This is a genomic window from Acinetobacter sp. YH12151, assembly GCF_013418355.1.
In the GTDB taxonomy this organism is placed as follows: Bacteria; Pseudomonadota; Gammaproteobacteria; order Pseudomonadales; family Moraxellaceae; genus Acinetobacter; species Acinetobacter pseudolwoffii.
The window spans coordinates 19,236-44,742 of sequence record NZ_VPCG01000001.1 but is presented as its reverse complement, the minus strand read 5'-3'; the positions used below and the strand labels follow the sequence as shown (position 1 = coordinate 44,742).

The following is a 25,507-nucleotide window of genomic DNA, read 5'->3' as shown; positions in this document are numbered from 1 at the left end:
ATTACACTCTGTAACATTTACACAGCTTTTATGTATGTTTATTGTAAATACCAATTTAACTGGATGGAACTTAAGGAAAGTTAAGCCACTTAACAGCGAGAGATAAAGTATTGGATTGAGGTAAAACAAGCTAATTCAGGATAAGCGATTAAAAGATTTAAATTTTAGCTTTTTATTTACATGATCTTACAAAACTCACAGCTTTACTGTATTGGTAATAAATCGTAGCAAATTTAGGTTAAAGTCCTCCTATTCGCTCTGTATTTGTTTGCTCATATTGAGACCACACCAAATACGGTGCATCGCCAAGGTATTTTTTAGTGGACAATATGCTGCAAATCGAACCGACCCGCATTGAACGTGACTTATTGGGGGAAAAACAGATCCCATTACACAGCTATTATGGGATTCACACTTTACGTGCCATCGAAAATTTCCAGATTTCAGGATTGGCGATAGGGCAACAATCACATTTTATTCGTGCATTGGCTCAGGTCAAAAAAGCTTCGGCACAGACCAACCTGCATTTTCAAAAAATATCCGAGCAGACGAGTACTGCTATTCAAAAAGCCTGTAATGAATTGATTCAGCATCCTGAAAACTGGCAAGCGGCCTTTCCACTTGATCCTTATCAGGGCGGTGCTGGTACGTCAATTAATATGAATGCCAATGAAGTCATTGCCAATATCGCCTTAGAGATCTTGGGGCATCATAAAGGTGAGTATCACATCCTGCATCCGAATGATCATGTGAATACTTCGCAATCGACCAATGATGTCTATCCAACCGCTTTACGTTTGGCAACTTATAGCAGCCTGAATGAATTATTGGCAGTGCTGAAAGCACTGATTGACTGTTTATATACGAAGGCAGCCGAATTTCAGTATGTGATCAAGATGGGGCGTACCCAGTTGCAAGATGCAGTCCCGATGACCATGGAGCAGGAATTCCGGGCTTTTGCGACTTTATTAAAGGAAGATTTAAAACTGATTGAGCAGATGCGCCAGTTATTGCTGGAAGTGAATTTAGGTGCAACGGCGATCGGGACTGGGGTAAACACACCGCCAGGTTATGCGACGCGAGTCGTCGAAACTTTGGCGCACCTGACGGGGCTGCCTTTAAAAGGTGCAGAAGATTATGTGGAGGCCACCAGTGATTGTGGTGTCTTTATTATCTTGTCGAGCAGTTTAAAACGCCTGGCAGTGAAACTGTCCAAAATCTGTAATGACTTGCGCTTGCTTAGCTCGGGACCACGTACAGGTCTGGCTGAAATTCGCTTACCGGAATTGCAAGCAGGCTCATCAATTATGCCGGCAAAAATCAATCCTGTGATTCCGGAAGTGGTCAATCAGATTGCCTTCCGGGTCATCGGTAATGATTTGACCATTACTATGGCAGCGGAAGCTGGGCAGTTACAACTGAATGTGATGGAACCTGTGATTGCCCTGACCATGAATGAGTCGATTCAATTGTTGACTCAAGGCATGCAAACCCTGAATCAGAAATGTATTGCTGGCATTCAGGCCAATGAAGAAATCTGTTTAAGTTCGGTCATGCGCAGTGTCGGGATTGTGACCTTACTTGAGCCGATTCTGGGGCATGCCAAATGTGATGAAATTGGTAAACAATGTATGCGTGAAAATAAAACCGTGCCGCAAGTGGTATTGGAACTCGGTTTATTAAGCGAAACACAATTAGAAGAAATCTTTGCATTTGAAAATCTGGTGTCTGAAATACCTGTAGCAGAGAGTCAGCTCGAACAGGTTTCTTGATAGCATAAATTGTCTTGAAACAGCTCAACTCAACTGATTGTTGTGATTTTGACAATTTGCCTCAAGTTCGATATGTGGATTTGAGGCATTTTCATCTAGACTAGGGTCTGAACTTTATTTGGCTGGGTAAATGGCGATGTTTGATAAAATCAGTGCATTATTTAAAACTAATAAACTGACTGCTGTACAGTTATATTTAGACGAGCAGAATATCCAGCATGTCGAAGGCACAGGTTATATCGTGGATGGCATTGACTTAAATCAGGAACTGGCCGCACGCTTAGAATATTTGTCCAATCGCCGTCTAAAACAGTTTGATGATTTAAAAGCTTTATACGACACCGCGATGCTGATCAATGAAAAGATTGATCTGGAAATTGCCCATCAGCGTTTTAATGTGACTTTGGGAAATACCGAAGAGAACCTGCTGCAATTTAAAATGATCCTCAAGAAGTTAAATGATTATTATCGTAACTTTCTGCGAGAGAAAAAATAAGTGTTAAAAGTGGCTTGAAATCGAAGCGTATGGATGTGGCAAGACTGCATAAAAATAACAAAATATCCTGAGATCATCGTGCTAGTATAAGCCTCAGGTTATTTAGACTTTAAAGCTATATCCATGTTCCAACAAGAAATTTCCCAACTCAATTTACCACAACTCAAAGCAGGCGAGAAACGCTGGTTAGGCAATCTGCAAGGTTCCTCGACGGCATTGTTGCTCAAAGAAATCGTGCAGCAGCAATCGCGTTTATTTATTGTGATTGCACGCAATAACCAGCATTTGGGTCAACTGGAAAGTGAACTGGAATTTTATGGGATTAAACCCACGATTTTTCCAGATTGGGAAATTTTGCCTTATGACCGCCTGTCTCCGCACCAGGATATTGTCTCGGAACGTCTGGCGATTTTATCCAATATGCCAAAAACTGGCGTGCTGTTACTTTCTGCCTCAACCTTGGCCCAGCGTGTCGCACCGACTTCATGGATTTTGGGTGAACATTTTGATATTCACGTCGGACAGAAATTCGATTTGGAACAACAAAAGAAAAAGCTGATTCAGGCCGGTTATTATCTGGTCGATACGGTTTATGATCCGGGTGAATTTGCGGTACGCGGCAGTATCATGGATATTTATGCCTCGGGGCAGGAAGCACCGATTCGGATTGACCTGTTTGATGATGAAATTGAAAGCCTGAAATTTTTCGATTCCGAAACTCAGCGCACCACGCAAAGTTTGCAGCAGTTTACCGTATTGCCGGCACAGGAATTTCCGCTCAAGGAAGGCCGTGCGACGTTCCGTGACCGCTATGCCGAATTTTTCCCGACTGCCAATCCAAAGAAAAATCCGATCTATCAGGATGTGATGGAGGGCATTGTTTCACCGGGAATCGAGTTTTATTTACCGCTGTTTTTCAGTGCTGAGGCCATGCAAGGTCAAAGTTCGCTGATTTCGTACTTACCTAAGAATGGCATTGTCATTACAGATCGGGCTTTAGACGAGAGTTTGACCCAATTCTGGCAGGATGTGGTGCGCCGTTATGAAGATCGCCGTCACAATGTCGATCAGCCGATCCTCCCCCCAGACAGCCTGTTCTTTCAGACCAATCAGGTTCTGGAGCAGCTGAATCAATTTGCGCGTATTATTGCCGCCCAAACGCCTTTTGACCAAAAAGCCGGCGTATTGAACCTCGATACCCAGTTGCCACCACGTCTGCCTGTCGATCCAAAACGTGAAAAACCATTTATTGAAGTCAAAAAATATATCGATCAGGCCAATCATCCGGTTCTGCTGGTGGCAGAGAGTGCCGGACGCCGTGAAAGCTTAAAAGATGCGTTACGACCAAGTCTGGGTGATATTCCGACGGTTGATAACTTTGAGAGTTTTATCACCTCCCTGTATGCGATTGCGATTACCAATGCGCCATTAGAGCGTGGTCTGGTGCTGACCGATCGTGTCAGCATCATTTCTGAAAACCAGCTCTATGAACATCGCGTGGTACAACGCCGCCGTAAACGTCAGCAGGAAGTTTCAGAAGAATTTCTGATTCGCAGTCTGACTGAACTGACCATGGGCGCGCCTGTGGTGCATATCGATTATGGAGTGGGGCGTTATGCCGGTCTGGTCACCTTAAGTATTGATGATCAGGATCATGAATTCTTGCAGCTGGATTATGCCGATGCGGCCAAAGTCTATGTGCCGGTGACCAATCTGCATTTAATCAGCCGATATAGCGGTGGTGATCCGGATCTGGCACCTTTGCATAAGCTCGGGACAGATGCATGGAATAAAGCCAAACATAAAGCGCTGGAACAGATTCATGATGTTGCGGCCGAGTTGCTGCATATTCAGGCACGCCGTGTCTCTAAACCCGGCATCAGTTTTGAAATTGATCAAAGTCTGTATATGCAGTTTGCCAGTGGCTTTGCCTATGAAGAAACACTGGATCAGGCCAATGCGATTGAAGCCACGCTGCATGACATGCAACAAGCCAAACCGATGGATCGACTGGTCTGTGGTGATGTCGGCTTTGGTAAAACGGAAGTGGCGATGCGTGCTGCATTTGTTGCGGTACAGAATAACCGGCAGGTGGCGATTCTGGTGCCAACCACCTTGCTGGCACAACAGCATTATGATTCATTCAAAGACCGCTTTGCCGATTGGCCAGTTCGGATTGAAGTGCTGTCACGTTTCGGTTCTTCCAAAGCACATACCAAGACCATTGACGACCTGATTGAAGGGAAAGTGGATATCGTGATTGGTACGCATAAAATTTTGCAGGAAAATGTCCAGTTTAAAAATCTTGGCCTGATGATTGTCGATGAAGAACATCGCTTCGGAGTACGTGACAAGGAGCGGATCAAGGCGATGCGTGCCGATGTCGATATGTTGACCCTGACAGCCACTCCAATTCCGCGTACACTAAATATGGCCTTTAGTGGCATGCGTGATCTATCGATTATTGCCACACCGCCGGCACGCCGTCTTGCGGTGAAAACCTTTGTGCAAGAACATACCGATGACACCATTAAAGAAGCGATTCTGCGTGAACTGTTGCGTGGTGGTCAGGTCTATTTCCTGCACAATGAAGTCGATACGATTGACCGTGCCGCAGCGCATATTCGTACATTGGTGCCGGAAGCCCGGGTGATTGTGGCACATGGCCAGATGCGTGAACGTGAACTGGAGCAGGTGATGCAGCAGTTCTATCATAAAGAATACAATGTTCTGGTGTGTTCGACCATTATTGAAACCGGGATTGATGTCCCGAATGCCAATACCATTTTGATTGAACGTGCAGACAAACTGGGCCTGGCACAATTACATCAGCTCCGTGGCCGAGTCGGGCGCTCGCATCATCAGGCCTATGCCTATTTAATGGTGCCGTCTTTAAAAGCCTTAAAAGGCGATGCCGAAAAACGTCTGGATGCGATCCAGCGTGCTTCGACCTTGGGGGCCGGATTTATGCTGGCCACCGAAGATCTGGAAATTCGCGGGGCAGGTGAATTACTCGGTGAACAGCAGAGCGGTTCAATGCAGGCGATTGGTTATAGCCTGTATATGGAAATGCTGGAAAAAGCCACCAAAGCCATTCAAAAAGGTAAAACCCCAAACTTCGATGCACCCTTGTCACTGACTGCAGAAATTACCCTGCATATGCCAGCGCTCATTCCGGATGATTATCTCGGAGATGTGCATCAGCGTCTGTTGTTCTATAAGCGTATCAGTAATACTGATACTCAGGAGAAGCTGGACAATATCCGGATGGAATTGATCGACCGTTTTGGCATACCGCCACAACCGGTCAAACAGCTCTTTGCCGTACATCAGATTCGTCTCAAAGCCGAGCAGCTTGGCATCACCAAAATTGATATTAGTGCTCAAGGTGGGCATGTGGAATTCGCGCCAGATACCCCGGTTCAGGCCATGACCATTATCCAGATGATGCAGAAACATCCAACCTATTTCCGGATGAATGGTGGGCAACGTCTTAAGGTCATGGTCATGCTGGAAGATTACCAAAAGCGGATTCAGTTTATTCAGGATTTGCTGGACAGTCTATTGAAAGAAGTGGGCTAATTTGATTTAGACTAAATCAGTTTGAAAGTTCATGATACATTTCATTTTCATTGAAATTTTCAGGAACGATAAACCAGCTTTTTTAATGAAATGTTCGAACAAATTCTCGTGATGCGCCTTGCAACAAATCATGAGAATTTGTCTTTAAACCCATTGCTTTCAATATTCAGCTTCGGTTGGATATGTTAGTATTAGCCATCATTCTAATTTTGCATCATTTATAAAGATATGTTTAGTTTGCATCCACAACTTGCTCAAGATACTTTTTTTGTAGGCGACTTTCCTTTGTCAACATGTCGTTTGATGAATGATATGCAATTTCCCTGGCTGATCCTGATTCCACGTGTGCCGGGTGTCTCTGAATTATATGAATTGAGCCAAGCTGACCAAGAGCAGTTTTTACGTGAATCAAGCTGGTTATCAAGCCAGCTGGCACGTGTTTTCCGTGCGGATAAAATGAATGTCGCGGCATTGGGCAATATGGTTCCGCAATTGCATTTTCATCATGTGGTTCGTTATCAGAACGATGTAGCATGGCCGAAGCCTGTTTGGGGTACACCAGCTGTTCCTTATAGCAGTGAAGTATTAGCACATATGCGTCAAACACTCATGCTGGCGCTACGTGGTCAAGGCGATATGCCATTTGACTGGCGTATGGACTGATTAGCCCCAAGTATTCCGAGATCTATGAACGATTGCGGATTTCAGGGAGTGACTGAATGCAATTAGACGACTGGATTCAAAAAGAACCACAACAGTTTGAATATTTTCATCGCTTGATGGGCTATATCATGCTGTCTCTGGTTTTGGTCGTCTTTCATTACACTGAACCGGATACTCAGTATCAGCTCTTTGTTCCTGTGTTTTTATTCCTGATTTTATTGATTAGCTCGAAACTGTCGCGCTGGTTGATCTATCGCCATGATTATCGTATTCGGCGCAATGTTCTTTTTCTGATTGATGTTATTGTCATTGTAGTGGTTTTAGCCGCAGTACAGCTGGATTTGGTATTGTCCTTGCTGGGTTTGGTGGCAATACTCTATACCGCGATCAGTAATAAAATTTCATTGATGATGGCTTCTCTGGCCAGTCTGGTCGGGATCACCGTTTTTTATCTGGCCAATATTCTGGTCTTTGGTTTTGGGACTTATTTTGAACCGACAAGCAGTGAACTAACGGTTTTAGGCTTCATCTGCCTGATTACCTATTTTGGTGTCGGAAGTTTTTATCAGAGTGGTCGTGTGCAGTATATGACCCAGAAGAAAAATCATTATTTTGAACAGATGAACCGTTATATGGAATTTGCCAATCAGCTGAGTCGTTATGCGCCTGTGCAGTTGTGGCAATCCATCATGAAAGGTGAATCTGAAGCGAAAATTGAATATAAACGTAAAAAGTTAACAATTTTCTTCTCGGATATTCAAGGCTTTACAGAACTGTCTGAAACGCTTATTCCAGATGATTTAGCATTCTTGCTCAATGATTATTTGCGGCATATGACCGAAATCGCCAAAAATTATGAAGCGACTGTCGATAAATTTATGGGTGATGCCATCCTGATTTTCTTTGGTGATCCAAACTCTGAAGGCGTAGAGCAGGATGCCAAGAACTGTATGGAAATGGCGATTGCCATGCGTCAGCAAATGAAACTGCTGCGTGAGCGTTGGATTAAAATGGGTTATCCGCCACTGCATATCCGTATGGGTATTTCGACCGGTTATTGCCACGTCGGGAATTATGGTGCGACGCATCGGATGGCCTATACCATTGTAGGACGGGATGCCAATCTGGCAGCGCGCTTACAGAGCGCAGCTGAAGTGGATGAAATCCTGATTTCAGAAGATACTCATAATCTGATCAAAAATGATTATTTATGTGCGCCGAAGAAACCAATTTTCTTGAAAGGCATTAAAGCACCGGTAAGAACTTGGCAGCTAATGGAAAAATATGCATCGCAGAAAGTTGAGTATCAACGTTGGTTCGACTATGAATATAAAGGCTTTCATTTACTGCTCAATCTGGACGAAGTACAAAACTTTGAATATCCAGAATTGATTCATGTGCTGGAAAAAATGATTAAACGTATTGAAACTCAGCAGAAGTTGACCAACTCCCAGGGCATCGTCAAGCTTAAACTTGAGGATGAAGTGATTGAGCATCTCCAGCCACAAGACGAATTTGAATCACTCAAAGACTCCAAAGTAATTTAATCATTCTCATAAATATAAAAAACCACGTCTAAGCGTGGTTTTTTATATGGTCTTTCCAGAAAAATCTTAATGATTTTCCGAAGCGTGATTGATGGTGTATTTTGGAATTTCAATTTCCAGATCTTCATCGACCAGTGTGACCTGACAAGAAAGACGCGAATCAGGTTCCAGACCCCAAGCGCGATCCAGTAAATCTGCTTCTACATCATCCATTTCTTCAAGGCTATCGAAGCCTTGACGTACCACAACGTGGCACGTTGTACATGCAGCTGACATATCGCAGGCATGTTCGATTTTAATGCCATTTTTGAGCAGGCTTTCGCACAGGTTGGCATTGTGTTCGACTTCAAACTCAGCACCTTCGGGGCAAATCTGCGCATGTGGAAGAACTTTAATACGTGGCATAGTCGTTACCTTAAATTAGTTTGAGTTTGACCAGTCGTCGAGTTTAGTGCCCTTAAGAGCAGCATCAATATGTTGATTCATACGTGCTGCTGCAAAAGCATCACTATGTATTTTAAGCAGTTCAACTGCAGATTCAATCGCTTTGATATCTGAACCTTGAAGCTCGGTTTCAAGTTGTGCCTGTGCAGTTTGCAGTGCTGCCAGTTGCTCTTCAGTCAACAGAGCGGCATCTACTTTTAGTGCCTGAACCAGTGCTTCTAGCTCACGCTGGGCTTCAACTTTGGTTTCATTCAAATGACGCAGATTTTTATCTTCCTCGGCAAATTTATAACCGTCAAGTAATAGGCGCTCAGTATCTTCACCGGATAAGCCATAAGATGGCTTAATATCAATTTGCGCATGCACGCCAGATGTTGTTTCTTTGGCAGATACCGTCAACAAACCATCAGCATCGACCTGGAAAGTTACTTCGATACGTGCCTGACCGGCTGTCATTGGTGGAATGCCATGCAAGACAAAATGACCCAGACTACGACAATGTTCAACCAGATCACGTTCACCTTGAACCACATGGATCAACATGGCAGTCTGGCCATCTTGATAGGTAGTAAATTCCTGACGACGTGCTACAGGAATGGCAGTATTACGTGAAATCAGACGTTCCACCAGTCCGCCCATGGTTTCTAAACCTAAAGACAGTGGGGTAACATCCAGTAATAAGGAACCATCAGTCGAGTTGCCTATCAGTTGGTTTGCTGTAATCGATGCGCCAATGGCAACCACTTCATCCGGGTTAATCGTGCACAGCGGTTCTTGGCTAAATACGTCACCAACTGCTTTTTGTACGGCATAAGAACGGGTTGAGCCACCCACCAGAACCACATTTTGAATGTCATCCAGTTCAAGCTTGGCATCACGCATCACACGTTTACATACGCTGATGGTTTTGTCCAAAGCAACTTTAATGATTTCTTCAAAGGTTGGACGGTCAAGGTTTAAAACTTGATCGAGTAATTTGAGTTGAACTGAATCTGCATCAGACAAAGCTTCTTTGGCCTTACGTGCTGCCACAATAAAATGTGCATATTCAGCATCATCTAAAGTTTCGATGTTTAGCTGTTTCTTGGCCCATTTCAAAATTAAACGGTCCAGGTCATCACCACCGAGGGCAGTGTGGCCACCAGTCGCAAGCACTTCAAACACGCCTTGCGAAAAACGCAAAATCGAAACGTCGAAAGTACCGCCACCCAAGTCATAAATCACATAGTTGCGATCTGTACTCAAGTTGCTTTCCTGATCGAGGCCATAAGCCACAGCAGCAGCGGTTGGCTCATTCAATAAACGTAAAACATTCAAACCGGCAAGCTGGGCAGCATCTCGGGTTGCCTGACGCTGTGCTTCATCAAAATACGCTGGAACGGTAATCACTGCACCATTCACCGGATTTTTCAGACTTGCTTCAGCACGATCTTTGAGCTGCTTTAAAATTTCTGCAGAAATTTCAACCGGAGTTTTACGACCTTGTGCGGTTTCAAAAGCCGGCATTTCATTCGCTTCGCCGACCAAGGCATAAGGATGCTGGAATTTGATATCCGCTTGAGAGCGCCCCATGAAACGCTTGACTGAAACGATGGTATTTTTAGGATCGCTGGTAATAAAAGGCGCGGCTTCATTACCATATTGAGTCTGCTGTTCTGCATAATGCACGATAGAAGGAAGTAGCACACGACCTTGTTCGTCATTCAGCACTTTGGCTTTACCTGAAAGAACCGTGGCAACCAAAGAGTGGGTGGTGCCTAAATCGATACCAATCGCAATGCGGTGTTCATGTGGTGCACTTGATTGACCTGGTTCTGCAATTTGCAAGAGAGCCATAGTGTTACATCCTTTGCACGTTAAATATTAAAAATTAGAAATCATCATCAAGGTCAAAGCTGTCATCGTCCAGGAAGCGGTCTTCCGCCTTGTCGATATCTGCCATGACTTTAACAAAGAAGCGTAGTTTACGCACTGTATCGCGTGCTTCAGCCCAGTCTTCATCGGTATAGTCAATTTTAAACTCACGAACCAGACCGTCAATCCATTGCTGTACTTCAACTTTCAGTGAAGTTAAATCTTCAGCAGAGGTGGCATCGTCGAGTTGTTCACGAATTTCCAGAGCGTCCTGCAAGAATTCAAAATCACTGATCGATTGATCTAAGTGATAATCCTGTTTCTTGAGGGACAATAAATACGCTGCACGGCTATCGACCGCTGACAAAACTTTAAAAGCCTGATTGATATCGCTTGATTTAATCAGGGCCTGATCTTTGTCTTCAGCTTTATCGGGATGATATTGTTGCTGTAACTTTAAAAATTCAGTTTTTAAAGTTGCCAAATCAATATCGAGTGCTACTGGAAGATTGAACAGCTCAAAATGATTCATGGGAGATGGGGTCCGCGATTAATGTGCAAAAATAACTGTATAAATGCAATTAAAACAGTGTGAAACACACTGTTTTAATGTCAAAAGAGAATAACTGCCGGGTTTATACAGTGAAGGATTCACCACAACCGCATTCGCCTTTTTTGTTGGGGTTGTTAAATTCAAAGCCTTCGTTCAAGCCGTTTTTAACATAGTCCATCTCCATACCTTCAAGATAAACCAGACTTTTCGGATCAATGAATACTTTAACCCCAAACTGCTCAAATGCTTGGTCATGTGTATCGACTTCGTCAACGAACTCGAGTACATAAGCCAGACCAGAACAGCCTGAAGTTTTCACACCAACGCGAATGCCTTCACCCTTACCGCGATTTTTTAAATAATTGCTGATATGAGTTGCAGCATTTTTAGTTAAATGGATCATGAAAACTCCGTTAAAATTTAAAAACGTGGAACAATTAAGCTTTAACTTTCTTGTTACGGTAGTCTTCTACAGCTGCTTTGATTGCATCTTCTGCAAGAACAGAGCAGTGTACTTTTACTGGTGGAAGTGCCAGTTCAGTTGCAATATCGATATTCTTGATTGCTTGAGCTTGATCCAAAGTTTTACCTTTGAGCCATTCAGTCACCAAAGAACTTGATGCGATTGCTGAACCACAACCATAAGTTTTAAAACGTGCTTCTTCAATTACGCCTGCATCGTTGACTTGAATCTGTAAACGCATCACGTCACCACATGCGGGTGCACCAACCATACCCGTACCAACGTTTTCAGCATTTTTATCTAAAACGCCAACATTACGAGGGTTTTCGTAATGATCAATTACTTTTTCGCTATAAGCCATGTTGCTTCTCCAAACCTCGGGGTCAGCCTTAGTATTATTAAATATGGGGGTTAAAAAACTTTTCTCAATGAGATAGCAACCGATTGGTCACTATCTCAGAATGAAGATTAGTGCTCAGCCCATTCAACTTTAGAAAGGTCGATACCTTCTTTAAACATATCCCAAAGCGGAGAAAGTTCACGTAACTTCTCAACAGCAGCTTTAGTGATACTCAATACATGGTCGATATCTTCTTCAGTGGTGTATTTACCAAAGCTGAAGCGGATCGAACTGTGTGCAAGCTCGTCTGAAAGACCCAATGCACGAAGTACATAAGAAGGTTCCAGTGTTGCAGAGGTACATGCTGAACCTGAAGATACCGCAGCATCTTTCAAGGCCATCATCAGTGATTCACCTTCAACAAAGTTGAAGCTGATATTCAAGTAGTTCGCTACGTTTTGTGTAGGATGACCATTCAAGAACACCTGTTCAAGGTCTTGTACGCCATTCCAAAGCTTGTCGCGAAGTACACGTAAGCGGGTTTGTTCAGCTTCCAGATTCTTGCCTGCAAGTTCGAATGCTTCACCCATCCCCACGATTTGATGCGTTGCCAGCGTACCTGAACGCATACCACGTTCATGACCGCCACCATGCATTTCAGCTTTAAGGCGTACACGTGGGCTACGACGTACAAACAGGGCACCAATACCTTTGGGGCCGTAGATCTTGTGCGCAGAGAAGCTCATCAGGTCTACTTTTAAAGTTGAAAGATCAATTTCAACTTTACCTGCCGCTTGTGCTGCATCGACATGGAAGAAAATTTTGTTGGCACGAGTGATTTCACCAATCGCTGCAACATCAGTAACCGTACCGATTTCGTTGTTCACCATCATCAGTGAAACCAGAATCGTATCTGGACGAATTTCTGCTTGAACCATTTCCGGAGTAATTAAACCGGTTTGAGGTTGTGGTTCAATATAGGTAATCTCAAAACCTTCAGACTCTAACTCACGGCACGTATCTAAAATTGCCTTGTGTTCGATTTTAGAGGTAATGATATGTTTACCTTTCGATGCATAGAAATGAGCCACACCTTTAAGCGCAAGGTTGTCTGATTCGGTTGCACCTGAAGTCCATACGATTTCACGTGGATCAGCTTTAATTAAATTAGCGACCTGTTCACGTGCATATTCAACTTTTTCTTCTGCTTGCCAGCCATAAGCATGTGAACGAGATGCAGCATTACCGAAGGTACCTTCGAATGTTAAACACTCCATCATACGTTCAGCAACCTGAGGATCTACCGGAGTCGTAGCTGCATAATCAAGATAAATCGGACGTTTCATGTCAAATACCTGTAACCGATAAAAGGGCTGAATCAAAGGGTGCTGAATTTTGGCGTAATGACACTGTTTGTACATTGTCACGTGCAACCAGATCAGCAAGCGAGATTTTTGCTAAATAATCGGCAATGTGGTGGGAGAGTTCCTGCCATAAATCATGAGTCAAGCACATCGCACCATTCTGGCAATTGCCTTTATGGTCACAGCGAGTCGCATCAACTGTTTCGTTTACAGCTTCGATAATTGCTAACACAGTAATTTCATCTGCATTACGTGCTAAATGGTATCCACCATTTGCTCCACGAACACTTGAAACTAAGCCATGGCGCTTGAGTTTCGCAAATAACTGCTCAAGATAGGCAACAGAAATAGTTTGACGTGCCGCAATTTCGGCGAGCGTAATCGTTTTTTCAGAAGGCTGCAAAGCTAGATCAAGTAGAGCAGTCACAGCGTAGCGACCGCGAGTGGTTAGGCGCATGATTCGATACACATGGTTAGACTAGATGTGTCGATTTTAAGAATCCCGACTAAATTAGTCAAGTTATTTTTAGTAGACCTTAGTGGGATTTAATTTTTTCATAATGAAAGATTTAGATACTGAGCCAATTATACACTAATAACGTAATCAAAAGTATGCTACTCAGGCCAAAAACAATATTAATGCGCTTTTGACGGCGTTCGATCCGTTTCAGGCGGTTTTTATACTGTTTGACTTCTACCTGCAAGGTATTGATCTTGGAACGCTGCTCTTCAATTTTCTTTAAGAGTGGTGCTATACGCTTTTTGGACGCAATAATTTCCGTTTCATCCGTAGGTGTTTCAGACAGCCAGTGTTTCCAGTCGGCTAATACTTTTGGCAAGCTGAATACTGTTAATAAATCACGAAATTCGTCTTTCAAAACCTGATGACCATCAATGCGCATACTACGAATGCTACGACGATTGCCAAAAATAAAAATTTTGATCAGATCGGGAAGTGTGGTACGCACATCCAGATCTACAATGCGACCCGGTGCTTTATGGTCAAATAAAAGACCATTTGTGGTGAATTGCACATAAAAGTCGAAATATGGAATATAGCTATTGATTTTAATCGAGATATTTTCATCTACAAACTTCTTGGCTTGTAATGCAACGACACGATCATGCTTGAGAATGAAGGTAAATATTGTTTCTAAAACAATTAACGTCATCGTAAGCAACAAATGCGGTTGATTTTGACTTTGTTGCGATTCGCTCATATACAACCAATCCTTACCTGAAATATAAAGTGAAAAAGCTTCCTGCCTGTGAAGAGATTTCAGGGTTAAATCAAATTAGACTTGAAATAAATTGCTTTGTAGAACAGTTTAGCAAATCTATCAAGTACTAAATTTGCTATTATGCAGTGATTTTGTAGAATAATTTATAATAATTGCGCAGAAAACAAACAGGAGCCGTGCACATGGACAAGTCAAAAACAGCACAAGACTCAGCTGAAGCTTTAAACCAGAAAACAGTGAAAGCCAAGTCCAAATCTGCCTCGGAGCGCAAATCGGCTCTTGATTTTCGTAAATACACCAAACAGATCTGGCTGGCTGGACTGGGAGCATTTTCACGTGCCGAAGAAGAAGGCAATAAATTGTTTGACTCACTGGTCAAGGTTGGAGAAGAACTGGAGTCTAAAACTGCAGATATTGCAGATCAAACTGTAGAAAAGGTCTCAGAAAAGGCCAAAGAGTCGGTCACAGAGACCAAAGATAAAGTGGAAAAGCTGATCGACAACTCTGTTCATCACTCATTGAATCGTATAGGATTAGTCACACTCAAGGATGTACAACATTTGGAACGTTTAATCCTTCAGTTACATGCCAAGGTTGATCAGTTGACTGCGGAACAAGAAAAAATGCAGGAAGAATTGTCGAAAAAAACACAAATAAAATGACTTTATTTATTATTCAATGTTTTTTTCGCATATTTTTTGAAAAAAAAGAGGTTCTTAAGTATTGCGTTTATACCTAAAGCATTGCTATAAAGGCGTTATGGCATGTTAAACAAATTCTTGAACCTTAAATAAACGATATTAAGAGGACGTAATCTTCATGAATAAATCAGAATTAATTGATGCAATTGCAGAGAAAGGGGGATTATCTAAGGCTGACGCAGGTAAAGCTTTAGATGCTACAATTGCTTCTGTTACTGAAGCTTTAAAAGCGGGTGATACAGTTACTTTGGTCGGTTTTGGTACTTTCGGTGTAAAAGAACGTGCTGCACGTACTGGCCGTAACCCACAGACTGGCGCTACTCTTGAGATCAAAGCAAGCAAAGTGCCTAGCTTTAAAGCGGGTAAAGGCTTAAAAGACGCTGTAGCTTAAGCTTACCCAGCGATGAAACGCGCCTTCTTTGGCGCGTTTTTTATTGATAAAATAAATTGTGATGATTAACACATTCATTCAATGGGTATTTTCGGTTAAAATCCTTTGCAAATAAAATATTGGAATACTTATGGAAGCTTTTCGTAAAGTTATTAAGGGTTGGTTGGGTAAAGTTTTACTCGTTCTGTTTTTGACCCCGTTAGCGCTTGTAGGTATTGAAGGATATTTTAGCGGCGGGAGCTCTGATGCGGCAAAATCCGTGAACGGAACTGAAATATCTCAAAAAGAATTAGAGTCACTGACGAAATCATTTAAAGAACAATATCTCAGTTATGCCAATGGCGATGAAACCTTGCTGAATCAAAGCTTCATTGACCAGAAAGCCATGGATACTTTGGTTTCACGTACCTTATTGCTACAACAGGCAGAAGAATTAGGCATCAGCCTGAGTGACCAGCAAATTGTACAGATGATTGCCCAGCAGCCGACTTTCCAGCAAGATGGTAAGTTCTCTGATGCTTTATATGAGAACTATCTTAAATCAATTGGCATGACCAATCGTGCTTTAGTCGAAAGTTTGCGTAAAGATCATGCGCTGAAAATGCTGTCTTCGACATTCCTGGACTATCCACTGGTGAGTCCGGTCGAAATGCAGCAAATTGCCGATTTACAGACTGAACAACGTCATATTCATATTTCCAGTATTAATCTGGACAGTTATAAACAAGATGTCAAAGTCAGCGATGCTGAAGTCGCTGCCTATTATGAACAGCACAAGGCATCGTTTACACAGCCGACCAGTGTCGATGTAGACTATGTGGTGTTGAAGCCAAGTGATATTCAAGCACAGGGTTTGGCAGTGACAGATGCTGAACTTCAGGAAGCGTATACAGCCTTTGTTGCGACACAAAAACAGGCAGTTAAACCAGAGGTGAAGCATATTTTGATTACGGCGGACAGTCGTAGTGATGCTGAAGCACAAAAACTGGCTGCAGAAGTGGCAGCGAAAATTAAAGCCGGTAACACTTTTGCACAGGCTGCAGCACAATATTCTGAAGATCCTGAATCCAAGTCTAAAGGCGGAGCAATTGCAGTTTATGAAACTGGCGTATTTGGTAGCACATTTGACCAGACTGTTAGCTCTTTAAAATCAGGTCAGGTCTCTGCTCCTGTGAAAACAGATTATGGCTATCATATTATTTCTGTGCAATCACCTGATGTGGCTGTGCCATCTTTTGAGTCACAAAAAGCACGTTTATCTGAAGAGGTTTTGGCTGCTAAAAAATCCAATGCATTCTCCGATACGGTGAATAGCTTGAATGATATGGTGGTGGGAAGTGATTCTCTGGAGGTTGTTACACAAGAAGTGAAAGGCGTGCAGGTTCAGAAAGCCCAAGGAGTAAAACTTTCAACCCGTGACCCAGTGTTGAGCGATGCCAACCTTAAAGTCAAACTGTTTAATGATGATGTCAAAAATGGTGATCGTAATGCTTCATCAAGCATTCAGTTGGCCAATGGTGATGTGGCCTGGATCAAGGTGCGTGACTATCATGCAGCTGGTGAACAAACACTGGCAGAAGCGAAACCGCGTGTTCAGGCTCAATTGATTGAAGACAAAGCCGCTGCTTTGGCAAAAGCAAAAATTCAGAAAGCTCTGGATGAGTTCAAAACCAAACCTGCTGCATCAGTCGCCAAAGGTGCTTTGATTTTTGAAGATGCTGGCGTGTATACCCGTGCTGAAGGTTTGCTAAAACGTGATGTACAACGTGCCGCTTTTAGTCTTCCGACACCAAAAGCAGGCCATTGGTCAGTGACCACAGCGAAAATGCCAAATGAGCTGGTCGTGGTTGCGGTATCAGAAGTAAAGAAAAACCCGGTGGATGTATTGAGTGCAGAGCAACGTAGTGAGTTGGTGAAGTTGTATCAGCAACTTCGTGGTCAGCAAGAATTTGATGACTATACGCGCTACCTGAAATCTCAGGCAAAAATCAAATAAGACGATCTTGAATAAAAAAACCAGCCTGCGGGCTGGTTTTTTATGCTCTAGCCAAATGAGGGTTTAAGCACGAATAATCAGTTCATAACCGGTATATTTACGCATATTGATTACACCGGTATCCAGAATTAAATACTGACCTTTAATACCCTGTAATTTGCCACGAATCACCGGAGTTTTATCCAGATTATGTGATTTAATCTTTTCTGGATATTGCTCGACCGGATAAATAAACTCGCGTGCCAATTCCTGCTCAAGCACTTCAATATTTTCATTAAACTCAAGATTCTGATTAAATTCTTCACGAATGCTTTGAATTTTAGGTGCAAATTCTTCTAACAACTGTTCACGGACTTCAATCAGATTCAGTGGTTCTGCTTCACCTTTGAGCAGCTTGCGCCAGTCTGTTTTGTCTGCGACCTGCGTACCAAACATGACTTCCAATTTGCCAGAGAGGCGACGTGAGCCAACTTTCATAATCGGCAGGGCTTGGGTTGCGCCCTGATCCAGCCAGCGGGTCGGCATTTGGCTGGTACGGGTAATCCCGACCTTCAATGCACTGGAATTGGCCAGATAGACAATATGCGGTTGAAAGCAGACATTCTGGGCAAATTCATCTTCGCGGCAAGTGCCTAAATGATAATGACAGGTTTCTGGCTTCATGATGCACATATCACATGAAGCATTGGTCTTAAAACATTTAAAACAGTGACCTTGCGAGAAAGATTTTGAGGTTTTATTGCCACAAGATACGCAATAAATTTTCCCTGTCCATTCAATCTCGATGTCTTGGCCCAAATTAAATGGAAGATCGATTTCTGCACGATCCAGAATTAATTTATACTCAACATTTGCCCGCTGTATCTGTTGATCAGTTACACTAAGGTCTTTGAGGCCGACATGCATTTTATGGCAAATGCCCTGAAGTTCCATAAAGATTACTCACTTAAATCATAAGGATGCAGTTATGGCTGAGCAGAATGTCATTACTTCAATGCTAGACGATTTCGCACAGGAACAGCCAATTCATACTGCTATTTGTATTGGGCAGGACTTAAGGCAAGTCCAGTTTCAGCCATCTATTCAATGGCACTATTTTAGCGTATCTGGCTTTTTAAATCTGCCTTTTCAGCAACGTTATGACCTGGCTGTGGTAATGCTGGATACGATAGAAACCGAACATTTGTCTGAACAGATCATGAGTCGAATCTTGGTGAAATTGCGTGATTTATTTGCTAAACGTCTGGTGGTGATCAGTCGGCTGCAAGATGAAAAACTATTGAGAGCTTTGGGATTTACCCAGCTGATTGACAAGACCACGCACGGGGCGGATTTTGCGCTGTGGCAGTTTAATATTTTAACCTATAAGCATGTGCCCGACTGGTTTAATTCCAAGTTCTGGGCCAATCCGGAAAACTGGGATAAATTTCGCTGGTAAGCCTATGCCTGCTTAATTGCAAATATTAACACAATCCTGCCTAGACAATATGAGGACAGACCGTATTCTGTAACTATGATGCATACAGGATATAGAGCATGACGAATCTGAGTAATATCGTGGAAATATTGGCCAAGCAGGCATTGGGTGGCGGGCAGTCTCAAAAGCGATCTTCACAGCAGGGTGGTCTGGCAGATATCCTGGGATCGGTATTGGGTCATTTGAATAAATCTCAGACTCAACAAGATCAGAGTCAACACAGTCAGAATCAGCAGAATCAAGCCGGCCAGCAGACCCGACAAAATGGTTTAGGTGCAATTTTAGGTTCAGTTCTCAGTCAGTTAGGTGGGGCAAATCGTCAAAGTACTGCTCAATCCCGTTCAGGATTGGGAGGAGGTTCGACTGGCAAAACCTTATTGATTGCGGTGCTACCTCTGGTACTGGCCTGGATTCAAAAACAGGGTGGTTTACAGGGTGCATTGGATAAGCTTAAAGGACAGGGGTTGAATAGTCAGGTTGATGACTGGGTGTCGACTGGCCCGGGTGAAAATGCCAATGTCGATCCGCAGCAGGTACAAAATCTGTTTGATGATCAGGAAATTGAAGAAGTTGCACAGCAAACTCATGCGCCTAAACAGGATGTGTATAGTGCAATTTCACAAGTTTTGCCGCAGATTATTGACTCACTTACGCCACAGGGTGAACAGACCAGTAAGCAGGAAGCCAATAATGATATTCAAAATGTCTTGAATATGGTCTCAGGGCTTCTCAAAAAATAAATTCCATCATGTAAAAATCCCGATTTGAGTCGGGATTTTTTAATGCTATGCAGACTTTAAAATCGCTAATCTAGGTTCAGGCTAAACAGCTGGTTAGAGTCACAGATTTTTTTGGCAATATAATGAGATTTTCGGGTACGAATTAAAATAATTTGCGATTGAAAACCCAGTTCACCAAACTCTGGCTCTACCTGTACATAATGCAGTTGCCCATATTCATCTCGAACCCGCGCTTGAGCAGAAAATCCAGGGCGGGCATTGCCACTTGAAATCGTTGCCAGACGGCCGAGCAAATTGACATTATTCTTTTTATATTTGGGTGGAATGACCTGATCCAGACAATGAATCATGAAAATCGTAAAAAAAGTGGCAATAATTAAAGCCGGAATAATCAGATAATAAGCCGGCAGAAACTCAAACTCCTGAGAATAGATCAGGAATTGTAAAACATAGCCAGCAAAGCTGAAATTCATCAGAAAGAAAAATACAATTAGGGTTTTGGAGAATTTGACATTCAACAGGTCTAATTGTTGAAAATTATAAGGTGAAATTTTTTGCAAAAATTTGCTGGATCTGAGTCCAAAATAGAAACCAATGGTTTTCACCACGCCAAACAAAATAATCGCCAATAAACTGAGATGAAAAGGCATCAGATTATAGTCTAGAAAAAATGCAGGCATGGTGAAGTCCGTTTTAAGTCTTATTCTGTGAGGTAAATTCCACCATCAGAATGCACGGTAATTTCTACTTTTTCAAGTGATTGACCTTGGCAAGGCCCGGAAATACATTCACCACTTTCTACCAAAAACAGTGCACCATGCGTTGAACATTCAATAAATTCCTGATCACGATCCAAAAACTGGTTTTCCAGAAATTCCAGCTCGACTTGCAAATGCGGACACAGGTTTTGATAGGCATAAAAGGCTCCATCGCGCTGAGTAATAAAAATAATATCCCCATTCTCCAGTTCAAAAGCTCGGGCTTCACGCTCTGGAATATCTTCGGTCATACAAATTTTAAACATTAAGCACATTCCTTCTGAAAGTCTTGTAATAATGCCGCATAGTCTTCAATCGCTAAACGTGGGCCAAATTGCGAAACTACCTGACTGGAAATTAAAATCGCCAGTTCAGCCGCAGTTTTAAGGCCTAGGTTGGCATTCAAGGCATACAAGAAAGCCCCGGCAAATGCATCACCGGCACCATTCGTATCTACTGCAGTAACTTTGCGGCCAGGAACTTTAAATGTATTGTCGTGATCCGAAATAAGTGCACCCTCGGCTGACAATGTAATGACAACGTGTTGGCTGAGTGTTTTTAACTTAACTAGAGCCGCGTCAATATTATCGGTCTCTGTATACATCAGGGCTTCTTGCTGGTTACACAGCAACAGGTCGACACCTTCTGCAATCATTTCATCCAGACCGGCACGCGCATATTGCACCATGGCAGGATCCGATAAAGTTAAAGCAATTTTAACTCCGTTAGCGCGGGCAATTTCACGTGCCTGTTTGACGGCATGGCGTGCTGTTTCAGAAGTCGATAAATAACCTTCGATATATAGCCATTTCGCAGTATTTAGCGCACTAAAATCAATTTGTTGATCCGTGAGTTCAGCAGTAATACCTAGATAAGTATGCATGGTACGTTCAGAATCAGGACTCACCAGAACCATACAAGTTCCCGTTACACCTTCGCTGATCGACTGGATTGTGGTCTGAATGCCTGCATCATTTAAACCTTTCAGATAGATTTGCCCCAGTTCATCATTACCAACACGGCAACCATAAAATGCAGAACCGCCAAGTGCAGAAAATGCCACGGTAGTGTTGGCTGCTGAACCGCCTGAAGCCTGACCTTTATAAACTTGAGTCGCTTGAAGATTTTGATAAAGCGTGGCCTGAGTATCACCATCTGTCAGCTGCATGGTGCCTTTTTGCAAGTGATGTGCAGTTAAAAAGTCGTCAGACACTTTAAATTCTTGGTCAATCAGCGCATTACCAATTGCAAAAAGATCAACATTTGCCATGTTTAAATATCACATTAAAAATGAAAGTGCCAAGTTTACACGATTGCTTGGGATTGCTGTAGTTTGCTGAATCATTTTCAAATATTTTCCAAGAATGCTGTATTTTATTCAGTGACTATCTTTGGTCTAAGATTTGACTTATTTTTATGCACTACGTTGCTGTAGCATTGATTTAAGCATCAAATTTTATTTATAAGGATATATCGCGTTCGACATGATACTTTAAAGTCGTTCTGCGAAGATCATTCTTCACAATCATTTCAAATAGTGTGCGTATATGGATATTAAAATTGTAAAAGTTGAACAACTTCCTGACCAAGTCGAAGCGCTCGCAACGCTGGCGCGCAAAGAAGGCTTAGATGTGTTGGATAAGTTAATTGAAGAATATCGCACCGGTAAAAACTGCTTTGCTCAAGCCAATGAACATTTACTGGTCGCGCATGATGGCAAAAAACTGATTGCCTGTGGTGGCCTAAACCAGCAATGGGGCGATAATGGCATTGAAGAGCGGATTGGTCGTGTGCGCCGTTTTTATGTCCATCCAAAATATCGGCTGCATGGGGTCGGTAAACAGCTTCTGGCTTATCTGGAACAGTTGGCAGCTCCGCATTATTCGGCCTTATGTCTGCAAACAGATACCCGACTGGCTGCAAGTTTTTATCAAAAACAGAATTATGTATTTGTGGAAAATAATCCAAGTTATAACTACTTCAAATATTTGATTTCGTGATCTTGCGGCTGTTGAGCCAGACTTAGCCAGTAAATTTGATGATTTAATTTTCAAATGATCAAGTTTACTTAATTCGATCAAAATCCTCGGTTTTCAACGTGAATAATTCAGATAACTAAAGCTATAATGTCCTTAGTTATTTTAATTAAAGCATTAGGAGATCGCATGACTGTAGATGTCACTGAAACCATTTCTCAAACTGTACATCCTGCGTTTCAGTTGTTACGTCAACAACATGTTGAAGCTTTAGACATTTTTGTGTCTGAATATAAACATAAAGTGACTGGTGCCACACATTATCACCTGGCGACCAATCACGATGAAAATGTCTTTCTGGTGGCGTTTCGTACCCAGCCGATGGATTCTAAAGGCGAAGCACATATTCTGGAACATACGGCACTTTGTGGTTCAGAAAAGTTCCCGGTGCGCGATCCATTCTTCCTGATGATCCGCCGTTCATTGAACACCTTCATGAATGCTTTTACTGCGGCAGACTGGACGGCTTATCCATTTGCAACGCAAAACAGCAAAGATTTTCAAAACCTGCTTGAAGTGTATATGGACGCGGCATTTGCTGCGAACCTGAATCCACTGGATTTTGCTCAGGAAGGCATTCGCATTGAACTGGAAAATGGCGAGCCAGTCTATAAAGGCGTGGTCTTTAATGAAATGAAAGGGGCGATGAGTTCGCCTTCAGACCAGCTGTATCATACGCTGGCGCATCATTTATATCCGCATACCACGTATCATTATAATTCTGGTGGTGATCCTAAAGACATTCCTGACCTGACTTACCAAGAGTTAGTTGATTTCTATAAGTCACATTACCATCCAAGTAATGCAGTGTTCATGACCTTTGGCAATAAAACCGCTTTTGAATTACAAGAGCAGTTTGAAAATCTGGCATTGTCCAAATTTGAAAAAGGTCAGACTTTATATCCAACGCCTGAAACCCGTTTGACTGCACCATTGACCGTTACAGACAGCTATGCAGTCGATGCTGAAGATCTTCAGGACAAGACCTATCATGTGTTGTCATGGTTATTGCCTGAAGCCAGTGATATTAAACTGCGTTTGGGTATGCGTTTAGTCGAAGGGATTCTGCTTGAAGATTCTGCATCACCATTGCGTCATTATCTGGAAACCTGTGGTTATGCCCAGTCGACCGGTCCATTTATGGGCGTGGATGACTCTAATTTCGAGATGACTTTCTACTGTGCGGTGCAGGGTTCAAATCCTGAACATGCAGAAGAATTTAAAAATGGTGTGTTCAAGGTGCTGGAAGATGTTGCCTCGAAACCGGTCGATCAGAACATGGTCGATGCAATCCTGCATCAGATTGAATTGCATCAGCGTGAAATCAATGGCGATGGCACGCCTTATGGTCTGAGCCTGATTCTGAGCGGTCTGGGTAGTGCGATTCATCACCGTGATCCGGTCGAAGTCTGGGATGTGGATTCTGCCATTGCTGCGGTTAAAGAAGAACTGCAAGATCCAATGTGGCTCTCCAATCTGATTAAAGAATATTTGCTGGATAATCCGCATCGTGTCCAACTGACGCTGATTCCGGATGCAACGAAATCAGCCAAAGAAGCGGCCGATGAAAAAGCCCGTCTGGTTGAAATTGGCAAGAATCTGACCGAAGAGCAGAAAGCAGACATTATTGCCCAGACTGAAGCATTGAATGTGCGTCAGGATACACCGGATGACTTGAACTTATTGCCAAAAGTCGGTCTGGAAGATGTACCTGCGGAATTACAGGTGGTTCAGGGCCAGTTACGCGAGATTATCTGTAATCAGGTCGATACGCCGTTGAATCTGTATCATGCCGGTACCAATGGTATTTATTATCAACAGGTTTTAGTGAATATTCCAGATGAAGTGGTGCAGTCGCCATACTTCAATCTGCTTTCGATCCTGATGGGCGAAGTCGGTGCGGGTGAATATGATTATCTGGAATTCCAGCAACTGCAAACTGCGGTAAGTGGCGGTCTGGGTATGGGCGCATCGTTGCGCTCTAAAGTCGATGACAAAAACAAGATCACGGCTTGGCTGACACTGACCACCAAATCGCTGGTGAATCATTTAGATGCCATTCGTCTGTTAAAGATCGGTTTTGAACAGCTGCGTTTTGATGAAAAAGACCGTATTATTGAACTGTTACAACAGCGTAAAACACGTTGGCAGTCACGTGTTTCCGGTTCGGGGCATAGCTATGCGATGCAATCTGCATCTCGTCAGCACAGTGCCTTGGCATTGCGTGATTATCACAATACTGGTTTGGGTGCATTAAACTGGCTGATCGAGCTGGTCTCTAAAATTGAAAAAGATCCGGCTGAATATGATCTGCTGATTGACGAGTTAAAACGAATTCATCGTGTCTTGTTGCAAGCACCGAAGCAGTTCCTGCTGGTGTGTGAAGAGCCGCAATCTGATAGCTTGATTGAAGAAATCCAGAATGTCTGGGACAAACTGGCGGTTGATCCTGCACCGGTTGCACTGACTCAAATCGAAAAAGTGACGCATGATCAGCATGAAGCCTGGTTAATTCAGGCCAATGTCCAGTTCTGCGCGGCTGCTTATCCGGCGGTCGAAGTGGCGCATCCTGATGCTGCTGCCTTGATGGTGCTGGCGGGTTATTTACGTAATGGCTTCCTGCACAGTGCAATCCGTGAAAAAGGTGGTGCTTATGGCGGTGGTGCCAGCTATGACGGCAATGCCTGTTCATTCCGTTTCTACAGCTACCGTGACCCGCGTCTGGCAGAAACCTTTCAGGACTTTGATGCCAGTATTCAGTGGTTACTCAATGCGCCGCAACAGCCGCATCAACTGGAAGAAGCGATTCTGGGTCTGATTGCCAGTATGGATAAACCGGGTTCACCAGCGGGCGAGGCAATCACTGCATGTTATGCCTATCTGCATCAGCGTACACCAGCATTCCGTAAGAAATTACGTGAACGTCTGTTAAATGTCACACTGGATGATTTAAAGCGTGTTGCACAAACTTATCTGCTTGAGCAGCAGGCTACTAAGGCAGTCGTGGCGCCAGTGGCAAAACGTGAAACGCTGGAGCAGCTTGGTTTTGTAATTCAACAAGTTCTATAAATAAAAAAATGAGGATAAGG

24 protein-coding genes are annotated in these 25,507 nt (G+C 43.0%); 12 read left to right on the top strand and 12 right to left on the bottom strand.

Features of this window, described 5'->3' with window-relative positions; translation table 11 throughout:
* Positions 1 to 329 precede the first annotated feature (329 nt).
* The 5 genes from aspA (at position 330) to FTU82_RS00205 (ending at position 8,060) form a co-directional block, all read left to right on the top strand.
* Complete coding sequence (gene aspA, locus FTU82_RS00225; RefSeq protein ID WP_005096757.1) at positions 330 to 1,772, top strand: aspartate ammonia-lyase; 1,443 nt, start codon at positions 330 to 332, stop codon at positions 1,770 to 1,772.
* 130 nt (positions 1,773 to 1,902) lie between these two features.
* Positions 1,903 to 2,268, top strand: coding sequence for a hypothetical protein (locus FTU82_RS00220; RefSeq protein ID WP_180100874.1), 366 nt, complete (start codon positions 1,903 to 1,905; stop codon positions 2,266 to 2,268).
* Between the two features lie 123 nt (positions 2,269 to 2,391).
* Positions 2,392 to 5,850, top strand: a complete 3,459-nt coding sequence (mfd, locus tag FTU82_RS00215) for a transcription-repair coupling factor (protein ID WP_180100873.1) — start codon at positions 2,392 to 2,394, stop codon at positions 5,848 to 5,850.
* 228 nt (positions 5,851 to 6,078) lie between these two features.
* Positions 6,079 to 6,513 (top strand): HIT domain-containing protein, encoded by a 435-nt coding sequence (locus FTU82_RS00210; RefSeq protein WP_004646760.1) that lies wholly within the window; start codon positions 6,079 to 6,081, stop codon positions 6,511 to 6,513.
* Positions 6,514 to 6,569: 56 nt separating this feature from the next.
* Positions 6,570 to 8,060: an adenylate/guanylate cyclase domain-containing protein gene (locus FTU82_RS00205; protein ID WP_005171127.1), complete on the top strand. Its 1,491-nt coding sequence runs from the start codon at positions 6,570 to 6,572 to the stop codon at positions 8,058 to 8,060.
* Between the two features lie 66 nt (positions 8,061 to 8,126).
* On the opposite strand, the gene fdx is transcribed toward FTU82_RS00205, so the two are convergent.
* The 8 genes from fdx to FTU82_RS00165 form a co-directional block, all read right to left on the bottom strand.
* A complete protein-coding gene (fdx, locus tag FTU82_RS00200) occupies positions 8,127 to 8,465 on the bottom strand; it encodes an ISC system 2Fe-2S type ferredoxin (RefSeq protein ID WP_005171126.1) in 339 nt (112 codons plus the stop codon).
* Between the two features lie 15 nt (positions 8,466 to 8,480).
* Positions 8,481 to 10,340 carry a Fe-S protein assembly chaperone HscA gene (gene hscA / locus FTU82_RS00195; protein WP_180100872.1) on the bottom strand — a complete coding sequence of 620 codons (1,860 nt, stop codon included), beginning with the start codon at positions 10,338 to 10,340 and terminating at the stop codon, positions 8,481 to 8,483.
* Positions 10,341 to 10,374: 34 nt separating this feature from the next.
* Positions 10,375 to 10,890, bottom strand: coding sequence for a Fe-S protein assembly co-chaperone HscB (gene hscB / locus FTU82_RS00190; protein ID WP_005096765.1), 516 nt, complete (start codon positions 10,888 to 10,890; stop codon positions 10,375 to 10,377).
* 103 nt (positions 10,891 to 10,993) lie between these two features.
* Entirely contained in the window at positions 10,994 to 11,314 is a 321-nt protein-coding gene (iscA, locus tag FTU82_RS00185) for an iron-sulfur cluster assembly protein IscA (protein ID WP_180039775.1), read from the bottom strand.
* A 34-nt stretch (positions 11,315 to 11,348) separates the two neighbouring features.
* Complete coding sequence (gene iscU / locus FTU82_RS00180; protein WP_005171124.1) at positions 11,349 to 11,735, bottom strand: Fe-S cluster assembly scaffold IscU; 387 nt, start codon at positions 11,733 to 11,735, stop codon at positions 11,349 to 11,351.
* Positions 11,736 to 11,842: 107 nt separating this feature from the next.
* On the bottom strand, positions 11,843 to 13,060 hold the full coding sequence (locus FTU82_RS00175) for an IscS subfamily cysteine desulfurase (protein WP_005171123.1): 1,218 nt from the start codon (positions 13,058 to 13,060) through the stop codon (positions 11,843 to 11,845).
* A 1-nt stretch (position 13,061) separates the two neighbouring features.
* Positions 13,062 to 13,535, bottom strand: coding sequence for an Rrf2 family transcriptional regulator (locus FTU82_RS00170; RefSeq protein ID WP_005096769.1), 474 nt, complete (start codon positions 13,533 to 13,535; stop codon positions 13,062 to 13,064).
* Between the two features lie 112 nt (positions 13,536 to 13,647).
* Positions 13,648 to 14,298 (bottom strand): hypothetical protein, encoded by a 651-nt coding sequence (locus tag FTU82_RS00165; RefSeq protein ID WP_005171121.1) that lies wholly within the window; start codon positions 14,296 to 14,298, stop codon positions 13,648 to 13,650.
* 203 nt (positions 14,299 to 14,501) lie between these two features.
* Between FTU82_RS00165 and FTU82_RS00160 the strand changes: the two genes are divergently transcribed.
* From FTU82_RS00160 to FTU82_RS00150, 3 genes are all read left to right on the top strand, one after another.
* The gene (locus tag FTU82_RS00160) at positions 14,502 to 14,981 is read left to right on the top strand and encodes a phasin family protein (RefSeq protein WP_100355016.1); all 480 of its coding nucleotides are present in this window, start codon (positions 14,502 to 14,504) and stop codon (positions 14,979 to 14,981) included.
* A gap of 157 nt (positions 14,982 to 15,138) precedes the next feature.
* Positions 15,139 to 15,411, top strand: coding sequence for an HU family DNA-binding protein (locus FTU82_RS00155; protein ID WP_004786051.1), 273 nt, complete (start codon positions 15,139 to 15,141; stop codon positions 15,409 to 15,411).
* Between the two features lie 130 nt (positions 15,412 to 15,541).
* Complete coding sequence (locus tag FTU82_RS00150) at positions 15,542 to 17,407, top strand: SurA N-terminal domain-containing protein (protein WP_074382837.1); 1,866 nt, start codon at positions 15,542 to 15,544, stop codon at positions 17,405 to 17,407.
* Between the two features lie 63 nt (positions 17,408 to 17,470).
* Here FTU82_RS00150 and FTU82_RS00145 read toward each other — a convergent pair whose 3' ends face one another.
* Positions 17,471 to 18,340, bottom strand: a complete 870-nt coding sequence (locus FTU82_RS00145) for a DUF2797 domain-containing protein (RefSeq protein ID WP_005096774.1) — start codon at positions 18,338 to 18,340, stop codon at positions 17,471 to 17,473.
* Between the two features lie 34 nt (positions 18,341 to 18,374).
* Here FTU82_RS00145 and FTU82_RS00140 point away from each other — a divergent pair, with 34 nt between their 5' ends.
* Together FTU82_RS00140 and FTU82_RS00135 are read left to right on the top strand one after the other, a co-directional pair.
* Positions 18,375 to 18,845, top strand: coding sequence for a DUF6231 family protein (locus FTU82_RS00140; protein ID WP_005096775.1), 471 nt, complete (start codon positions 18,375 to 18,377; stop codon positions 18,843 to 18,845).
* A gap of 98 nt (positions 18,846 to 18,943) precedes the next feature.
* Complete coding sequence (locus FTU82_RS00135) at positions 18,944 to 19,624, top strand: YidB family protein (protein ID WP_180100871.1); 681 nt, start codon at positions 18,944 to 18,946, stop codon at positions 19,622 to 19,624.
* Between the two features lie 65 nt (positions 19,625 to 19,689).
* Here FTU82_RS00135 and FTU82_RS00130 read toward each other — a convergent pair whose 3' ends face one another.
* The 3 genes from FTU82_RS00130 to FTU82_RS00120 are packed head-to-tail and all read right to left on the bottom strand — an operon-like array spanning position 19,690 to position 21,652.
* Positions 19,690 to 20,304: an OB-fold-containig protein gene (locus tag FTU82_RS00130; protein ID WP_005096777.1), complete on the bottom strand. Its 615-nt coding sequence runs from the start codon at positions 20,302 to 20,304 to the stop codon at positions 19,690 to 19,692.
* Between the two features lie 20 nt (positions 20,305 to 20,324).
* Complete coding sequence (locus tag FTU82_RS00125; RefSeq protein WP_171304337.1) at positions 20,325 to 20,633, bottom strand: Rieske (2Fe-2S) protein; 309 nt, start codon at positions 20,631 to 20,633, stop codon at positions 20,325 to 20,327.
* A 14-nt stretch (positions 20,634 to 20,647) separates the two neighbouring features.
* The gene (locus tag FTU82_RS00120) at positions 20,648 to 21,652 is read right to left on the bottom strand and encodes an adenosine kinase (protein WP_180100870.1); all 1,005 of its coding nucleotides are present in this window, start codon (positions 21,650 to 21,652) and stop codon (positions 20,648 to 20,650) included.
* 277 nt (positions 21,653 to 21,929) lie between these two features.
* Between FTU82_RS00120 and FTU82_RS00115 the strand changes: the two genes are divergently transcribed.
* Positions 21,930 to 22,382: a GNAT family N-acetyltransferase gene (locus tag FTU82_RS00115; protein ID WP_180096589.1), complete on the top strand. Its 453-nt coding sequence runs from the start codon at positions 21,930 to 21,932 to the stop codon at positions 22,380 to 22,382.
* Positions 22,383 to 22,547: 165 nt separating this feature from the next.
* Positions 22,548 to 25,487: an insulinase family protein gene (locus FTU82_RS00110; protein WP_180100869.1), complete on the top strand. Its 2,940-nt coding sequence runs from the start codon at positions 22,548 to 22,550 to the stop codon at positions 25,485 to 25,487.
* The last annotated feature ends 20 nt before the right edge of the window (positions 25,488 to 25,507 follow it).

What these genes read in the sequence shown, in the direction of transcription:
- aspA (WP_005096757.1), top strand. Translation starts at nt 330, where the DNA reads ATGCTGCAAATCGAACCGACCCGCATTGAACGTGACTTATTGGGGGAA.
- FTU82_RS00220 (WP_180100874.1), top strand. Translation starts at nt 1,903, where the DNA reads ATGGCGATGTTTGATAAAATCAGTGCATTATTTAAAACTAATAAACTG.
- mfd (WP_180100873.1), top strand. Translation starts at nt 2,392, where the DNA reads ATGTTCCAACAAGAAATTTCCCAACTCAATTTACCACAACTCAAAGCA.
- FTU82_RS00210 (WP_004646760.1), top strand. Translation starts at nt 6,079, where the DNA reads ATGTTTAGTTTGCATCCACAACTTGCTCAAGATACTTTTTTTGTAGGC.
- FTU82_RS00205 (WP_005171127.1), top strand. Translation starts at nt 6,570, where the DNA reads ATGCAATTAGACGACTGGATTCAAAAAGAACCACAACAGTTTGAATAT.
- fdx (WP_005171126.1), bottom strand. Translation starts at nt 8,465, where the DNA reads ATGCCACGTATTAAAGTTCTTCCACATGCGCAGATTTGCCCCGAAGGT.
- hscA (WP_180100872.1), bottom strand. Translation starts at nt 10,340, where the DNA reads ATGGCTCTCTTGCAAATTGCAGAACCAGGTCAATCAAGTGCACCACAT.
- hscB (WP_005096765.1), bottom strand. Translation starts at nt 10,890, where the DNA reads ATGAATCATTTTGAGCTGTTCAATCTTCCAGTAGCACTCGATATTGAT.
- iscA (WP_180039775.1), bottom strand. Translation starts at nt 11,314, where the DNA reads ATGATCCATTTAACTAAAAATGCTGCAACTCATATCAGCAATTATTTA.
- iscU (WP_005171124.1), bottom strand. Translation starts at nt 11,735, where the DNA reads ATGGCTTATAGCGAAAAAGTAATTGATCATTACGAAAACCCTCGTAAT.
- FTU82_RS00175 (WP_005171123.1), bottom strand. Translation starts at nt 13,060, where the DNA reads ATGAAACGTCCGATTTATCTTGATTATGCAGCTACGACTCCGGTAGAT.
- FTU82_RS00170 (WP_005096769.1), bottom strand. Translation starts at nt 13,535, where the DNA reads ATGCGCCTAACCACTCGCGGTCGCTACGCTGTGACTGCTCTACTTGAT.
- FTU82_RS00165 (WP_005171121.1), bottom strand. Translation starts at nt 14,298, where the DNA reads ATGAGCGAATCGCAACAAAGTCAAAATCAACCGCATTTGTTGCTTACG.
- FTU82_RS00160 (WP_100355016.1), top strand. Translation starts at nt 14,502, where the DNA reads ATGGACAAGTCAAAAACAGCACAAGACTCAGCTGAAGCTTTAAACCAG.
- FTU82_RS00155 (WP_004786051.1), top strand. Translation starts at nt 15,139, where the DNA reads ATGAATAAATCAGAATTAATTGATGCAATTGCAGAGAAAGGGGGATTA.
- FTU82_RS00150 (WP_074382837.1), top strand. Translation starts at nt 15,542, where the DNA reads ATGGAAGCTTTTCGTAAAGTTATTAAGGGTTGGTTGGGTAAAGTTTTA.
- FTU82_RS00145 (WP_005096774.1), bottom strand. Translation starts at nt 18,340, where the DNA reads ATGGAACTTCAGGGCATTTGCCATAAAATGCATGTCGGCCTCAAAGAC.
- FTU82_RS00140 (WP_005096775.1), top strand. Translation starts at nt 18,375, where the DNA reads ATGGCTGAGCAGAATGTCATTACTTCAATGCTAGACGATTTCGCACAG.
- FTU82_RS00135 (WP_180100871.1), top strand. Translation starts at nt 18,944, where the DNA reads ATGACGAATCTGAGTAATATCGTGGAAATATTGGCCAAGCAGGCATTG.
- FTU82_RS00130 (WP_005096777.1), bottom strand. Translation starts at nt 20,304, where the DNA reads ATGCCTGCATTTTTTCTAGACTATAATCTGATGCCTTTTCATCTCAGT.
- FTU82_RS00125 (WP_171304337.1), bottom strand. Translation starts at nt 20,633, where the DNA reads ATGACCGAAGATATTCCAGAGCGTGAAGCCCGAGCTTTTGAACTGGAG.
- FTU82_RS00120 (WP_180100870.1), bottom strand. Translation starts at nt 21,652, where the DNA reads ATGGCAAATGTTGATCTTTTTGCAATTGGTAATGCGCTGATTGACCAA.
- FTU82_RS00115 (WP_180096589.1), top strand. Translation starts at nt 21,930, where the DNA reads ATGGATATTAAAATTGTAAAAGTTGAACAACTTCCTGACCAAGTCGAA.
- FTU82_RS00110 (WP_180100869.1), top strand. Translation starts at nt 22,548, where the DNA reads ATGACTGTAGATGTCACTGAAACCATTTCTCAAACTGTACATCCTGCG.